This is a genomic window from Achromobacter sp. (assembly GCF_050285585.1).
Lineage (GTDB): Bacteria > Pseudomonadota > Gammaproteobacteria > Burkholderiales > Burkholderiaceae_B > Achromobacter.
This window is the reverse complement of record NZ_JBLZXF010000010.1, coordinates 191,779-206,477: the sequence shown is the minus strand read 5'-3', so window position 1 is coordinate 206,477 and position 14,699 is coordinate 191,779. Positions and strand designations below refer to the sequence as shown.

12 protein-coding genes are annotated in these 14,699 nt (G+C 68.2%); 5 read left to right on the top strand and 7 right to left on the bottom strand.

Going from position 1 to position 14,699, the window contains the following annotated elements; translation table 11 throughout:
• Positions 1–1,359, bottom strand: coding sequence for a glutathione-disulfide reductase (gorA, locus tag ACN6PJ_RS16480; protein WP_427996919.1), 1,359 nt, complete (start codon positions 1,357–1,359; stop codon positions 1–3).
• A 168-nt stretch (positions 1,360–1,527) separates the two neighbouring features.
• Here gorA and ACN6PJ_RS16475 point away from each other — a divergent pair, with 168 nt between their 5' ends.
• Positions 1,528–2,151: a LysE family translocator gene (locus tag ACN6PJ_RS16475; protein ID WP_427996918.1), complete on the top strand. Its 624-nt coding sequence runs from the start codon at positions 1,528–1,530 to the stop codon at positions 2,149–2,151.
• Between the two features lie 41 nt (positions 2,152–2,192).
• Here the strand turns inward: ACN6PJ_RS16475 and aceE are convergent, their stop codons facing one another.
• From aceE to nirK, 3 genes are all read right to left on the bottom strand, one after another.
• Positions 2,193–4,856, bottom strand: a complete 2,664-nt coding sequence (gene aceE, locus ACN6PJ_RS16470; protein ID WP_427996917.1) for a pyruvate dehydrogenase (acetyl-transferring), homodimeric type — start codon at positions 4,854–4,856, stop codon at positions 2,193–2,195.
• A gap of 181 nt (positions 4,857–5,037) precedes the next feature.
• Positions 5,038–5,364, bottom strand: coding sequence for a c-type cytochrome (locus tag ACN6PJ_RS16465; protein WP_427996916.1), 327 nt, complete (start codon positions 5,362–5,364; stop codon positions 5,038–5,040).
• A 75-nt stretch (positions 5,365–5,439) separates the two neighbouring features.
• Positions 5,440–6,522: a copper-containing nitrite reductase gene (gene nirK / locus ACN6PJ_RS16460; protein ID WP_427996915.1), complete on the bottom strand. Its 1,083-nt coding sequence runs from the start codon at positions 6,520–6,522 to the stop codon at positions 5,440–5,442.
• A 187-nt stretch (positions 6,523–6,709) separates the two neighbouring features.
• Between nirK and ACN6PJ_RS16455 the strand changes: the two genes are divergently transcribed.
• Positions 6,710–7,531: a Crp/Fnr family transcriptional regulator gene (locus ACN6PJ_RS16455; protein ID WP_427996914.1), complete on the top strand. Its 822-nt coding sequence runs from the start codon at positions 6,710–6,712 to the stop codon at positions 7,529–7,531.
• Between the two features lie 7 nt (positions 7,532–7,538).
• Here ACN6PJ_RS16455 and ACN6PJ_RS16450 read toward each other — a convergent pair whose 3' ends face one another.
• Positions 7,539–8,258: a formylglycine-generating enzyme family protein gene (locus ACN6PJ_RS16450; protein ID WP_427996913.1), complete on the bottom strand. Its 720-nt coding sequence runs from the start codon at positions 8,256–8,258 to the stop codon at positions 7,539–7,541.
• Positions 8,259–8,443: 185 nt separating this feature from the next.
• The gene (locus ACN6PJ_RS16445) at positions 8,444–10,729 is read right to left on the bottom strand and encodes a nitric-oxide reductase large subunit (protein ID WP_427996912.1); all 2,286 of its coding nucleotides are present in this window, start codon (positions 10,727–10,729) and stop codon (positions 8,444–8,446) included.
• 230 nt (positions 10,730–10,959) lie between these two features.
• Between ACN6PJ_RS16445 and ACN6PJ_RS16440 the strand changes: the two genes are divergently transcribed.
• On the top strand, positions 10,960–11,418 hold the full coding sequence (locus ACN6PJ_RS16440; protein WP_427996911.1) for a MarR family winged helix-turn-helix transcriptional regulator: 459 nt from the start codon (positions 10,960–10,962) through the stop codon (positions 11,416–11,418).
• Complete coding sequence (locus tag ACN6PJ_RS16435) at positions 11,415–12,119, top strand: aspartate/glutamate racemase family protein (protein WP_427996910.1); 705 nt, start codon at positions 11,415–11,417, stop codon at positions 12,117–12,119. The genes ACN6PJ_RS16440 and ACN6PJ_RS16435 overlap by 4 nt, the downstream gene beginning before the upstream one ends.
• A 10-nt stretch (positions 12,120–12,129) precedes the next feature.
• Here ACN6PJ_RS16435 and ACN6PJ_RS16430 read toward each other — a convergent pair whose 3' ends face one another.
• Positions 12,130–12,840 (bottom strand): Crp/Fnr family transcriptional regulator, encoded by a 711-nt coding sequence (locus ACN6PJ_RS16430; RefSeq protein WP_427996909.1) that lies wholly within the window; start codon positions 12,838–12,840, stop codon positions 12,130–12,132.
• Between the two features lie 175 nt (positions 12,841–13,015).
• On the opposite strand from ACN6PJ_RS16430, the gene ACN6PJ_RS16425 reads away from it, so the two are divergent.
• Positions 13,016–14,671, top strand: a complete 1,656-nt coding sequence (locus ACN6PJ_RS16425; protein ID WP_427996908.1) for an acyl-CoA synthetase — start codon at positions 13,016–13,018, stop codon at positions 14,669–14,671.
• The last annotated feature ends 28 nt before the right edge of the window (positions 14,672–14,699 follow it).

Sequence of the window (14,699 nt, the reverse complement as noted above, 5' to 3'; positions counted from 1 at the left end):
CTACTGCGCCACCGGCGTGCGCAGGGTCACGAACTCCTCGGCCGCCGTGGGATGGATGCCGATGGTCTCGTCGAACACCTGCTTGGTGGCGCCCGCCTTCAGGGCGATCGCGATGCCCTGCACGATCTCGCCGGCGTCCGGGCCCACCATGTGCACGCCCAGCACGCGATCGGTCCGGGCGTCGACGATCAGCTTCATCAACGTCTTTTCCTGCGACGCGGTCAGGGTCAGCTTCATGGGGCGGAAGCGGCTTTCGAAGAGCTTGACCTCGTGGCCGGCCTCGCGCGCCTCTTCCGTCGTCATGCCGACCGTGCCGATATTCGGCAGGCTGAACACGGCGGTGGGAATCAGCTGGTAGTCCACCTTCCGGTATTCCTCGGGGCGGAACAGGCGCCGCGCAACCGCCATGCCTTCGGCCAACGCCACCGGCGTCAGCGGCACCCTGCCGATCACGTCGCCGATGGCCAGGATGGAAGGCTCGGCCGTGCGGTATTCGTCGTCCACCTCGATGAAGCCATCCTGCTTCAGCTTGACCGCGGTGTTCTCCAGCCCCAGGTTGTCCAGCATCGGGCGGCGGCCCGTCGCATAGAAGACGCAATCGGTCTCGATGACCGAACCATCCTTCAGGGTGGCGGCCAGCGTGCCGTCCGCCTGCTTGTCGATGCGGGCCACGTCCGTGTTGAAGCGCAGGTCGATGCCCTTTTTCACCAGTTCGTCGCGCAGGTGTTCCCGCACCCCCTGATCGAAGCCGCGCAGGAACAGCGGGCCGCGGTAGGCCTGGGTGGTCTGCGCGCCCATGCCGTTGAAGATCGAGGCGAATTCCACGGCGATGTAGCCGCCGCCCACGACCAGCACGCGGCGCGGAAGCTCCCTGAGGAAGAAGGCCTCGTTCGAGGTGATGGCATGTTCCTTGCCGGGGATATCGGGCACCTGCGGCCAACCGCCAGTGGCCACCAGGATATTGGCGGCGCGATAGGTCTTGCCGTTGATTTCGACCGTATGCGGATCCTGGATGCGGGCGTGCCCTTCCAGCAGCGTCACTCCGCTATTGACGAGCAGGTTGCGGTAGATGCCGTTGAGACGCTCGATTTCGCGGTTCTTGTTGGCGATCAGCGTGGGCCAGTCGAAGGTGGGCTGCCCGGCGGTCCAGCCGAAACCGTGCGCCTGTTCGAAATCCTCGCTGTAATGGGCGCCGTAGACCAGCAGCTTCTTCGGCACGCACCCCACGTTGACGCAGGTGCCGCCCAGGTAGCGGCTTTCCGCCACGGCCACGCGCGCGCCGAAGCCCGCCGCGAAGCGCGCCGCGCGCACGCCGCCGGAGCCTGCGCCGATCACAAACAAATCGAAATCAAATGCCATGATGTTTCCTTCGCGCGGCCGCCGGGGCCCGCGTTCACTGTCCGGGAAAGCTGTATTTAACACTACCTGGCGCGCGAGTCCGGCCCGGCGCCGTATCCCGGCGCCCGCGATTGCGCTACAGTGGCCCCCAGGCTGGCGCCGCGCCGCCACCTTCCTGGAGCCGAACCCATGTCGCTTGAAACCTGGCTGGCCTTCCTGGGCGCGTCCGCCCTGCTCGTGATGCTGCCCGGCCCCACGATACTCACGGTCATCAGCTATTCCCTCACCCACGGCAAGCGCGCCCGGCTGCCGCTGGTCCTTGCCGTGGCCCTGGGCGATTCCACCGCGCTGCTGCTTTCGCTGCTGGGACTGGGCGCCCTGCTGGCGGCGTCGGCGTTCTGGTTCACCGTCGTCAAGACCGTGGGCGGCCTGTACCTGCTGTACCTGGGCTTCAAGCTGCTGCGCGCCGGCGTCTCCCCGGCGCCGCTGCCCATGGCCGGCGCCTCCGGGTCGCGCTGGAAGCTGTTCGCCAACACCTATCTGGTGACCGCGCTCAATCCCAAGGGCATTATCTTTTTCGTGGCCTTCCTGCCGCAATTCATCGACCCGGCGGGCGACGTGACGCGCCAGCTCTGGATGCTGTCCGCCACCTTCGTCGCCTGCGCCGGCGTGAACGCCACCGTCTACGCGGTCTTCGCCGGATCCGCCCGCCGCCTGCTGGCCTCGCCGCGGGCGCAGCGCGGCTTCAACCTGGGCGGCGGCGCCCTGCTGTCCGCGGCCGGGGTATGGGCGCTGCTGGCGCGCCGCGCCTAGCCGGGCATGCGATTGCCGGCCCGAGCAAGGGGCAACAGGCCTTAGGGCAAGGCGGCCGACGCCGCCTCCGGGTCGATGCCATAGCGGGCAATGGCCTCGGCCGCCCGCTCGCGCGGCACCAGCCCATCGTCGGCCAGCGCCTTCAAGGCCGCCAGCGCGATGTGGTGGCGGTCCACCTCGAAAAAGGCGCGCAGGGCCCGCCGCGTGTCCGAACGGCCGAAGCCGTCGGTGCCCAGCGTCACGTAGCGGCGCCCTCCCACGAACGGGCGGATCTGCTCGGCCACCGTCTTCATGTAGTCGCTGGCCGCCACCACCGGCCCCGCGCTGCCGGCCAGCACCGTTTCCGCATAGCCGGGCCGGCGCTCCTCCAGCGGGTGCAGCCGGCTCCAGCGCTCCGCCTCCTGGCCGTAGCGGCGCAACTCTGAATAGCTGGTCACGCTCCAGACATCGGCCGGCACGCCGAAATCCTGTTGCAGCAGCTCGGCCGCCGCCAGCGTTTCGCCCAGGATGGCGCCGCTGCCCAGCAGTTGCACCCGCGCCGCGCCCGCCGCTCCCTCGCGCAGGCGATACATGCCCCGCACGATTCCGCTTTCCGCGCCTTCTGGCATGGGCGGATGCGCCGTTTTTTCGTTGATCAGCGTCAGGTAGTAAAAAACATCCTCTTCCTCCTGGTACATGCGGCGCATGCCATCCTGCAGGATCACCGCGATCTCGTAGGCATAGGCCGGGTCGTAGGCCACGCAGGACGGGATGACCGAGGCCAACACGTGGCTGTGGCCGTCGTCGTGCTGCAGGCCCTCGCCCTCCAGCGTGGTGCGCCCCGAAGTCGCGCCCAGCAGGAAGCCGCGGGCCCGGATGTCGCCGGCCGCCCACGCCAGGTCGCCCACGCGCTGGAAGCCGAACATGGAATAGAAGATGTAGAACGGAATCGTGGCCACGCCATGCGTGCTGTGCGCGGTCGCGGCGGCGATCCAGGAGGACATCGCGCCCGACTCGTTGATCCCTTCCTGCAGGATCTGCCCCTGGCGGTCTTCGCGGTATACGCTGAGCTGATCGGCGTCCTGCGGCGTGTAAAGCTGCCCCACGTGCGAATAAATGCCCACCTGGCGGAACATGCCGTCCATGCCGAACGTGCGCGACTCGTCCGGCACGATGGGCACGACGCGCGAGCCGATGGCCGGATCCTTGAGCAGTTGGGCCAGCACGCGCACGAACGCCATGGTGGTGGAGAACTCACGGCCGCCGCTGCCCTTCAAATGCGCGGCAAACGCTTCCAGCGGCGGCGTGGCCAGCGGGCCCGGGCCGGGCAGCCGCCGGGGCAGGTGCCCGCCGGCGCGCCCGATCGCGGCATCGAAATACGCCTGCTCGGCGCTGCTAGGCGCCGGCTTGATATAGGGAATGCGCTCCAGGTCCTCGTCGGCCACCGGGATGGCGAAGCGGTCGCGGAACGCGCGCACCGCAGGGTCCGCCATTTTCTTCTGCTGGTGGTTGGTATTGGCCGCCTCGCCCGCCGCGCCCATGCCATAGCCCTTGACCGTCTTGGCCAGGACCACCGTGGGACGGCCCTGGTGCGCCACGGCCTGGGCATAGGCCGCGTAGACCTTGGCATGGTCGTGCCCGCCGCGGTTCAGCGCGCCGATCTGCTCGTCGCTCAGGTGCGCCACGCGCGCCAGCAACTCGGGATCCGCCCCGAAGAAATGCTCGCGCACGTAGGCGCCGCCGCGGGCCTTGAAGACCTGGTATTCGCCGTCCACGCATTGCATCATGCGGCGGCGCAGGCGGCCGTCGTGGTCCCGGGCCAGCAGTTCGTCCCATCCGCCGCCCCAGATCACCTTGATGACATTCCAGCCGGCGCCCCGGTACACGCTCTCCAGTTCCTGGATGATCTTGGCGTTGCCGCGCACCGGACCGTCGAGGCGCTGCAGATTGCAGTTCACGACGAAGATCAGGTTGTCCAGTCTTTCCCGGCCGGCCATCGCCACGGCCGCCAGCGTTTCGGGCTGGTCCTGTTCGCCATCGCCAAGAAAGCCCCATACCTTGCGGCCCTGCGCAGGGATCAGCTGGCGGTCCTCCAGGTAGCGCATGTAGCGCGCCTGGTAGGCCGCCATCAGCGGTCCCAGCCCCATCGACACCGTGGGGAACTGCCAGAACGAGGGCATCGTGCGCGGATGCGGGTAGGACGCGAGCCCGCCCCCGCCGGTCTCGCGCCGGAAGCGGTCCAGTTCCTCTTCCGAGACGCGCCCTTCCAGATAGGCGCGGGCATAAATGCCCGGCGCGGAATGGCCCTGGATGTACAGCATGTCTCCCAGGAAGCCGGGGGTCGCGGCCCGGAAGAAATGCCGGTACCCGGTTTCGTACAGCGTCGTGGCCGAGGCATAGGTGGCGATGTGGCCGCCCACGCCGGAGGTCTTGCCCGCCCGCAGCACCATGGCCATGGCGTTCCAGCGCAAATAGGCGTCCAGCCGCAGCTCGATGCCCGCATCGCCCGGAAAGCCGGCCTGCTCCGGCAAGCCGATGGTGTTGACGTAGGGAGTGGCCAGCGGCGCCGCATAGCCACCGTGGCCGGCGCGGTCCTGATCGATCAGCCGGTCGAGCAGGTAGTGCGAACGCGGCCGGCCTTCATGGACCAGCACGGCCTGCATGGCTTCCAGCCATTCCTGGGTTTCCTGCGGGTCGGCGTCGGTGGGATCGATCGGGGTTTGCATGGCGTCCTCCTGGTGGGCGCGATGGCGGCGCCCGTCGCAACGGCCGCCGTCATTTCGCATTGTGAATTGCAATTGCACTATGTGTAATTGCAATCGTATGGAGGATTCTTGATAATTGCAAGTGCAACTATCTAATAGCCCGCCCGACGCCCGGACCGAGGCGGAGAGAAAGCGGACGCGCCTATCTCGCCGCGCTCATCATGAATTCCACCGCGGCGCGCAGCGTGGCCTCGTCGGCCGAGGAGCCGCCGCGCGGCGGCATGGCGCCCTTGCCCTTGAGCACGGTGACGAGCAGCGCGTCCGCGCCCTGCGCGATGAACGGCGACCAGGCCTGTTTGTCGCCCAGCTTGGGCGCGTTGGCCACGCCGCTGGCGTGGCACACGACGCAGGCGGACTTGTAGAGCTTTTCGCCGGCGGGATTGGCGGCGGCCAGCGTGTCCGCTTGCGCCCAGGAGACGGGCAGGCCGGCCAGGGCCGCGGCAAGCGCGATTCGATGAAAGTAGTGCATGGCGGTACTCCGTCGGAAAGTGTCGCGGCAAGAACGCCGGGCGGATGCGGCAACGCATCCGCCCGGTCTCGCCGGTCAGCGCGGGATCGGGGCGGGCGCCTTGATCTGCTTCATCAGGTCGTCGTTCCACTTGCCCTCGACCTTGATGTGTCCCGCCGCGCCCAGTTCGAACGCTTCGATCAGGTTGTGGTTCAGGTACGCGTACACGCCGGGCTGCTTGAAGGTGTAGAGCGCCGCGCCCGCCGAGCCGCCGCGGATGAACCAGGTCTCCAGGTTTTTCTGCGGGGGATTGGCGAACTTTCCGGTTTCCCATACCCAGTCGCCGTGGCCGCCGATCAGGTGCGGCCGCGTGTCGCGGTTGGCCTGCGAATGGATCAGCAGCACGGTCTCGCCGACCTTGGCCGTCAGGGCGTTGGCGCCCGTGAGCGCGCCGACCTTGCCGTTGAACACGATGTGCGTGGGCGTGAGCGTGCGCATTACCTCCACCGTATCGCCATAGCTTTCCGCAAGCGTCGCGTAGTCCTTGTATTTGCCGTTCTCGTCCTTGGGGATGTAGAGATCGAATTCGCCGATCGTGTAGGCGCGGTCATAGTGCAAGGGCTTGCCCTGCGGATCCTTGAGGCCGTCGCGCGGCAGCACCATCAGCGTGCCGCTCATGCCCGACACCACGTGCCAGGGCACCATGCCCTCCGGCGCGCAGTGGTAGACGAAGGTGCCGCTGCGGTCCGCCTTGAAGCGCAGCGTGGCCTGCTCGCCCGGATTCACGTTGGTCAGCTTGGCGCCGCCCAGCGCGCCGGTGGCCGCGTGGAAATCGACGTTGTGCGGCATGGCGTTGGTGGCGGGATTGACCAGGGTCAGCTCGACGTAATCGCCTTCATGCACCACCAGCGTGGGGCCGGGCATGGAGCCGTTGAACGTCATGGCCTGCAGCGTCGTGCCCTTGTCGTCGATGACCATCTTCTTTTCCTCGATGCTCATCGTGAACTCGACCACCTTCGGGCCCGATTTCGCGACCTGCTCGTGCGGATGGACCATGGGCGGGGCGACCAGCGTGACCTTGGCGCGCGGCAGCTTGTCCGCGTCCTGCGCGAACGCGGCCGTCGCGGCCATCGTGAAAGCCAGCGCCGCGGCAAGCAAGGTAGGCCGTAATGCGTTCATATCCAGCTCCTTATCGGGGTTCTTCAATCGCCGTGAAAGTCGGCAGCCCTATTGAAGAACCGCCCGCGTCCCCGCTCTTTGCTGTAGCGCAAACTCCGGCGCAAGCCCGCGCCTCGCGCGCATTGTCATCGCATCGCGGCGGTGTCACCATGGGCGCGTGGAGATCCCTCCGTCTCATAGGACCGCCATGCCGTCGCCTCTCTGCCACGCGCTGCTGCGCAACCTGGAACTCTTCAGTCCCTTGTCCGACGCGCAACTGAAGTCCGCGCTGCGTGGCGCGCAGCCCTGCCGGCTGCTCGCCGGCGCCATCGCCTACCGCCAGGGCGCGGCGGCCTCCCACTTCTTCGTGCTGCTCAGCGGGCGCCTGAAAGTCGCGCAACTGACCGCCGACGGCGAGCAGGTCGTCGTGCGCTACGTCAATCCCGGCGACATGTTCGGCCTGGCCCGCGCCATGCGCCAGTCGCGCTATCCCGCCACGGTGCAGGCCGTGCTGGAAAGCGTGTGCCTGGCCTGGCCGGACGCGCTCTGGGAGCGCTTCGTCGGCAATCATCCCCAGCTCAGTTCGATGGCGCTTCAGACCATGGGCCAGCGCCTGCAGGACGCGCATCTGCGCATCCAGGAGCTGTCGACGGACGAGGTGGAACAGCGCGTGGCGCGCACGATCCTGCGCCTGGTCGAAAGCTCGGGGCAACCCACGGCCGGCGGCATCGGCATCGGCTTTCCGATCACGCGCCAGGACATCGCCGAAATGACGGGAACCACGCTGCACACCGTCAGCCGCCTGCTCAGCGACTGGCGGCAGCGCGGCATCGTCGACAGCAGCCGCAAGCGCATCGTGCTGCGGTCGCCCGCCGCCCTGGCCCGCTTGTCGCGCCAGGACCAGCCGGCCATGGATTGCTCCGGTTGCGCGTCCTGTATCGATGGCGCTCCGGCGAAGACGGCCCAGCCGGTCCATGCGCAGGGCCGTCTGCGCGCGCCCGACGGCGGGCCCGCGCAAGGCGCGCTCTAGCAGCGCCCTACCCCTCCTCGAGCACCAGCCGCAGTCCCAGGTTGGCGGGCGGCACGCCGACCGAGCAAGCGCCGCCCTTGGGATCGCGGATGAAGTCCGGCAGGTAGGCCACGTGCCTGCCCGCGGCGACCCGGATGCCGCAATTCCGGCCGTCGTCCGCGTCCGTGGCGGGCGCGTCGAGAACCCGCCGCGCATGGCAGTCGCTGGTCCAGTCCCAGACGCTGCCCGCCATGTCCATCAGGCCCCGCGCGTTGACGCCGAACGCGCCGAACGGACGCACTTCCACGTCTTCCTGCTGGCGCCGGCTCTGCGCGTCGTACTCGGCCAACCAGCGCTGGGCGGGATCGTCGCCATCGGGCAGCCGGAGTTCTTCGCGATAGGCCTCGGCGGCGGCGTATATCCATTCGGGATAGCTGGGCAGGCGCCAGCGCTGCCCGGTGCGCGCGGAGAGCCAGGCCGCGTACGCGGAGGCATCGGTCCAGCTGATGCCCACCGCGGGCAGGTCGCGCGCCGCCGCCTGGCGTTGCGCCGCATCCAGCGGCCGGCAGCCGCCCGCCTGCACGCAGGCCGCGTACTCCGCCTGGCTGACCTGTCGCTTCATGATGGACAGCCCGCGGGGATAGCGGGCCGTGAGCGGCGCGGGCGTTACGGGCAGGCCGCCGCGCAGCGCCTCGCCAGGCGGCTGGTAAGCGACCTCGCCAGGCGGCAGCCGCGACAGTTCGGGCAAAGACGAAGGGGCCCGTTCAGCGGGCCCGCATGCGGTCAACAGTGAGAGAAACGCGGCGATCGGGAGGCGGCGCACGGATCGGACTCCGGTTGCGCCCGGGGCGGAACGCCCCGGGACCTGCCTCCATTGGACCGGCCGCCGGCCCTGCCCTCTTTGCGCTGGCGCAATGAGGGAGGAACCGGGGCTCAGCCTCGGGCGGGCCGCGCCTGCAGGCGCGGCCCGCTGGCGGCCGGCTTGCCGCTGAGCAGGCCCAGGATGACCTGCAGCACCATGGCCAGCGCGCCCAGCAGGAAGACCACGTCGCCGAAGGTGCGCCCCCAGCGCAGGGTCTTCAGGATGTCCTGCTGCATGAAGGCTTCGCTGCGGGCGTACCACATGCCCTCGCTCACGCTGGCGTGGAACTGGATCAGGCCGATGGGCAGCAGGCTGGTGAAGATCATCAGCGCCAGGCCCAGGTTCAGCCCCCAGAACGCCAGCTTCATCAGGCCGGGGCTCAGCGCGTACTGCGGACGGATGTAGCGCAGCACCAGCAGGGTGAAGCCCAGCGCCAGGAAACCGTACACGCCGAACAGGGCCGCGTGCGCGTGGACCGGCGTCGTGTTCAGGCCCTGGATGTAGTACAGCGAAATGGGCGGATTGATCATGAAGCCGAAAACGCCCGCGCCCAGCATGTTCCAGAACGCCACGGCCACGAAGCACATCAGCGGCCACTTGAGATCGTTCATCCACGCGGCGCGCGACTTCAGGCGCCAGTTTTCCCAGGCCTCGTAGCCCAGCACGATCAGCGGCACCACTTCCAGCGCCGAGAAGCTTGCGCCCACCGCCATCACCGGCGTGGTCGTGCCCGCGAAGTACAGGTGGTGGAACGTGCCCGGGATACCGCCCAGCATGAATAGCGAGGCCGAGGCCAGGCTGGCAGTCGTGGCCATGCGGCGCGACACCAGGCCCAGCGTCGAGAAGATGAACGCCAGCGCCGTGGTCGCAAAGACTTCGAAGAAGCCCTCCACCCACAGGTGCACGATCCACCAGCGCCAGTATTCCATCACCGTGAGGTGCGTGCGCTCGCCGTAGAAGAAGCCGGCGCCGTAGAACAGCCCGATCGCGCCGACCGATGCCGTGAGGAGCGCCAGCAGGTTCTTGTCGCCGCCCGGCTTGCGCAGCGCGGGCACGATGCCGCGCAGCATCAGGACGAGCCAGAAGCAGATGCCCGCGAACTTGCCGATCTGCCACAGGCGGCCCAGGTCCACGTACTCATAACCCTGGTGGCCCAGCCAGAAGTTCAGGTCCGGCGGCATGATCTGCGCGATCGCCAGGTAGTTGCCGGCGAACGAGCCGACCACCACCAGCACCAGCGCCCAGAACAGGATGTCCACGCCTGCCTTCTGGAACTTCGGGTCGCGCCCGCCGTTGATCAGCGGCGCCAGGAACAGGCCCGCCGCCAGGAAGCCGGTGGCGATCCAGAACAGCGCGCTCTGGATGTGCCAGGTGCGCACCAGCGAATACGGGAACCATTGCGACAGGTCGATGCCGTAGAACTTCTGGCCTTCGACCGTGTAGTGCGCGGTAAAGCCGCCCAGCAGCACCTGGAATCCGAACAGCGCGACGACCAGGAACAGGTACTTGCCCAGCGCCCGCTGCGACGGCGTCAGCGCGAACGCGGTCAGCGGGTCCTTGGCGGGCGCCTCGGGTTCCTCTTCCTCCTTGCCGCGCATGAAGGCCCAGGCCCACACGAGCAGGCCGATGCCGGCCAGCAGCACCACTACGCTGATGATGGACCACATGACGTTTTCGGCGCTGGGGACATTGCCGATCAGCGGTTCATGCGGCCAGTTGTTGGTATAGGTGGCCGTCATGCCCTCGCGCTCGGTCGCCGCGGCCCAGGCCGTCCAGAAGAAGAAGTGCGTGAGCTGCGCGCGGCGCGCGGCGTCCGGCAGGGTGTTCTCTTTCATGGCGAAGCTCTCGCGGCTGCCATGCAGCGCGGGCGCGTCGGAGAACAGCTGGTCGTAATAGGCCGCGGTCTGCGCCATCGCGCGGGCGCGGCGCGCGCTGACCGTCAGCGTGTCGGTCGCGGCGTCGCTGCGGTTGGCGCGGTACTCGGCTTTCAAGGCCTCGCGCAGCGCGGCCTGCTCGGGCGCGGCCAATTGCGCGTAGTCCTTGCCGTGCGCGTCGCGCGCGGCAAGGTCCAGCCAGGCCGTCAGCTCACGATGCAGCCAGTCGGCCGTCCAGTCGGGCGCCTGGTAGGCGCCGTGGCCCCAGATCGATCCCAACTGCATGCCGCCGACCGATTGCCAGGCGGTCTGGCCGTCCAGGATGTCGTCGCGGCCGAACAGGCGGGTGCCGTCGGCCGTCACGACCTGGCCGGGAATCGGCGGGGCCTGCCGGTAGACTTCGCCGCCGTAAAAGCCCAGCAATGCGAATGTGATCGCCACCACGGCGATCAGCGTGAACCATAACTTCCGATACGGACCCATGATGGGAACGCCCTCCAGTGTTGCTTGCGGTTAGTGGGGTACGTTCCCTAATGCGAATTTCGTGCCAGAAAAAAAACCTTTTAAATCAATGCATTGCTTAATTAAGGGTCTTTTTGACCACTGCACGCCAGGGTATAAATCACTCTCAAAGGGTTTTTTTGACCGTAACCATCAGGCACCGTCCACTTACAATCCCGCAACGTTTTCCCCTCTTTCAAGGAGCCGACCGCATGGCAACGGGCAAGCCGGATGCGTGGAGCCTCTTCCTCACCGCGCACGCGCTGGTGGCGGAGGAAATCGAAAGGCGGCTGTCCGCCGCCGACCTGCCCCCGCTGGCGTGGTATGACGCGCTATGGGCGCTGGAACGGGCACCCCAGGGCGCCGCGCGCATGTTCGAGATCGCCGAGCGCATGGTGATCGCGCGCTACAACCTGACGCGGCTGATGGACCGCCTAGAGGCCGACGGCCTGGTCGAACGCTACCGTTCGGACGAGGACCGGCGCGCCACCTACGCCCGGCTCACGCCCAAGGGACGGGCGTTGCGGCGCGAGATGTGGAAGGTATACGAACCCGCGATCGACGAGCTTTTCCTCTCGCAGCTGCCGCCAGCGCAACAGGCCTCGATGGCGGAGAGCTTTCGCCTCATCGCCCGCCACGTGCGCGCGGCGAACAAGGAATCCGCGCAATGACGGCGGCCGCTTTGCACATCGGCATCGTGGCCTGCTCGGCCGAAGGCGCCGCGCTCTGCTATCGCACGCTGTGCGCGGAAGGCGCCGAGCGCCTGGGGCCGCACGCCCATCCGGAAATTTCGCTGCACACGCATTCGCTGGCGGATTACGTGGCCTGCCTGGACCGAGGCGATCTGCCCGGCGTCGGCGGGCTGATGCTGTCTTCCGCGGGCAAGCTGGCCCGCGCGGGCGCGGACTTCCTGATCTGCCCGGACAACACCATCCACCAGGCGCTCGGCCACGTGCTGCCGCGCTCGCCCCTGCCCTGGCTGCACATCGCCGAGGAAGTCGCCGCGGAGGCGGCGGCGCGCGGCTACCGCCGCATCGGCATCCTGGGCACGCGCTGGCTGGTGGATAGCGCCGTCTATCCCGACAAGCTGGGCCAACGGGGCCTGCAATGGCTCCGGCCGCCGGAAGACGACCGGGCCGCGCTGGCCCGCATCATCATGGACGAACTGGTGTACGGCGTGTTCAAGCCGGACTCGGTGGCGCGGCTGCAGGCGGTCATCGAGCGCCTGCGGGACGCGGGCTGTGACGCCGTGGTGCTGGGCTGCACCGAGCTGCCGCTGGTGCTGGACGACGGCAATTCCGCGCTGCCCACCCTGGATTCCACCCGCATCCTGGCGCGGGCGGCCCTGGCGCGCGCGCTGCGCGCCGGCTGATCCGGCGCCTTCAGATCTGGTCGAGCCCGTACTGCCGCAGCCGGTCCAGGTCCAGCACCTTGATCTGGTTGTACGCCAGGGCCAGGACGCCCAGGTCGGCCAGGGCCTGCAGCGCCTGGTTGACCCGCTGCCGCGACAGGCCCGTCAGGTAGCCCAGCTCTTCCTGCGAAATCGCCAGCGTCAGGTCGGTGGACGGGTACAGCCGCGGATTGAAGAGCTGCGCCAGCGATTGCGCCACGCGCGCATCCGCGTCCAGCAGGCGGTGGTTCTGGATGGAGGCGATGAACTCGCCCATGCGGTCGTTCAGTTGCCCGATGACGAAATGCGAAAACGGCAGGCTCGCCGACAGCAGCGCATGGAACGTGGCCGCGGGGACCAGCATCACCACGGACGGCTGGATGGCCACCACGTCATACTTGCGCAATTCGCGCTTGATCACGCTGCCTTCGCCGAACCAGCCGCCCGGCGGCACGCCCGAGAACGTGCAACTGCGGCCCGACTCGTTGTAGATGGCCAGTTTCAGCAGCCCCGTGTGCACGCCCAGCCAGTAGTCCGACGGCGCATTGCGCCGCGCGATCCATGCCCCGTTTTCCACGCGCTCGGCGCGCGACGTGGCCAGTACCAGATCCTGGTGCGAGGCCTCCAGGGCGCCGAACCAGGCGCGCGCGCGGAACAGGTCCGCCAGTTCGTCGGCGGAAACGATGTTTGAAACGTCGGACATGGAAAGAACCGTGTAAAACAGGGGATATGCTGGCTTGCCGGCAGTCTGTCATGCAGGCGACAGACTGCATTTTCCGGCCGGCGATACGCTAGGGCAAGCACCGGGGCCGGCTATGCGAAGGCCGTCCCCGCACAAAGCAACGAGGGACGCGCATGCGCCCCGCCAGGAGACAGCAATGAGCGGCATGTTCGACCAAGGCCTTGCGCGCCGCGAGGCCAATTACACTCCCCTGACGCCCGTGGACTTCATCGCCCGCGCCGCCGAAGTCTACGGCCAGCGGCTGGCCATCGTCCACGGCAAGGTGCGCCGCAACTGGGCCCAGACCTACGAACGCGCACAACGGCTGGCCGGCGCCCTGGCGCAGGCGGGCATCCGGCGCGGCGATACCGTCGCCGTCATGCTGCCCAATATCCCCGCCATGGTCGAAGCCCACTTCGGCGTGCCGATGCTGGGCGCGGTGCTCAACACCCTGAACACGCGGCTGGATACGTCCGGCGTGCTGTTCATGCTGGGCCACGGCGAGGCGCGCGCGCTGATCGTGGACACGGAATACGCCGAGGTCGCCCAGCGCGCCCGCGCCGAGTTCCCGCATCTGAAAGTCATTTCGGTGCACGACCTGGAAACGGCGCCCGCCACGCTGCCCGGCGCCGTCGACTACGAAGCCTTCCTGGCCGCGGCCCCCGCCCGCTACGACTGGCAGCCCCCCGCCGACGAATGGGACGCCATCGCGCTGAACTACACCTCCGGCACCACCGGCGATCCCAAGGGCGTGGTCTATCACTATCGCGGCGCCTATCTGAATGCGATCAGCAACATCCTCGAATGGGACATGCCCAAGCATCCGGTCTATCTCTGGACCCTGCCGCTGTTCCACTGCAACGGCTGGTGCTTCGCCTGGACCGTCGCCGCCCGCGCGGGCGTGAACGTGTGCCTGCGCAAGTTCGATCCCAAGACGGTCTTCGACCTGATCCGGGAGGAAGGCGTCACCCACTACTGCGGCGCGCCCATCGTGCAGAGCGCCCTGGCCAATGCGCCGGCCGAGATGCGCGAAGGCATCCGGCACACCGTGCGCACCATGGTCGCGGGCGCCGCGCCCGCGCCGGCCGTGATCGCCAAGATGCGCGACATCGGCTTCGAACTGACCCATGTCTACGGCCTGACGGAAGTCTACGGGCCCGCCGCGGTCTGCGCGCGCCAGGACGCCTGGGACGCGCTCGAAGACGAACAACGCGCGCTGCTCACCGCGCGACAGGGCGTGCGCTACCACCTGCAGGCCGGCGTGTCGGTGCGCGACCCGGAGACCATGCGGCAGGTGCCGCCCGACGAGCAGACGGTGGGCGAAGTCATGTTCCGCGGCAACATCTGCATGAAGGGATACCTGAAGAACGAACGCGCCACCGAAGCGGCCTTCGCGGGCGGCTGGTTCCACACCGGCGACCTCGGCGTCATGACCGCGGACGGCTACGTCCGCATCAAGGACCGCAGCAAGGACATCATCATCTCCGGCGGCGAGAACATCTCCAGCATCGAAGTGGAGGACGCGCTTTACCGCCACCCGGCCGTGGCGGCGGTGGCCGTCGTGGCCATGCCCGACCCCAAGTGGGGTGAAACGCCCTGCGCCTTCGTCGAACTGAAACCGGGGTGCAGCGCCACCGCCGAAGAGATCATCGCGCACTGCAAGCTGCTGCTGCCGGGCTTCAAGGTGCCCCGCGCGGTGCGTTTCGGCGAACTGCCCAAGACCTCCACGGGCAAGATCCAGAAGTTCGAACTGCGCGCCGCCGTCGGCGCGACCGCGGCCATCGACGTGGCCGATCCCGGCAAGACCGCCTGATTCCCGGCCCGCGCCCCAACCTCATCCA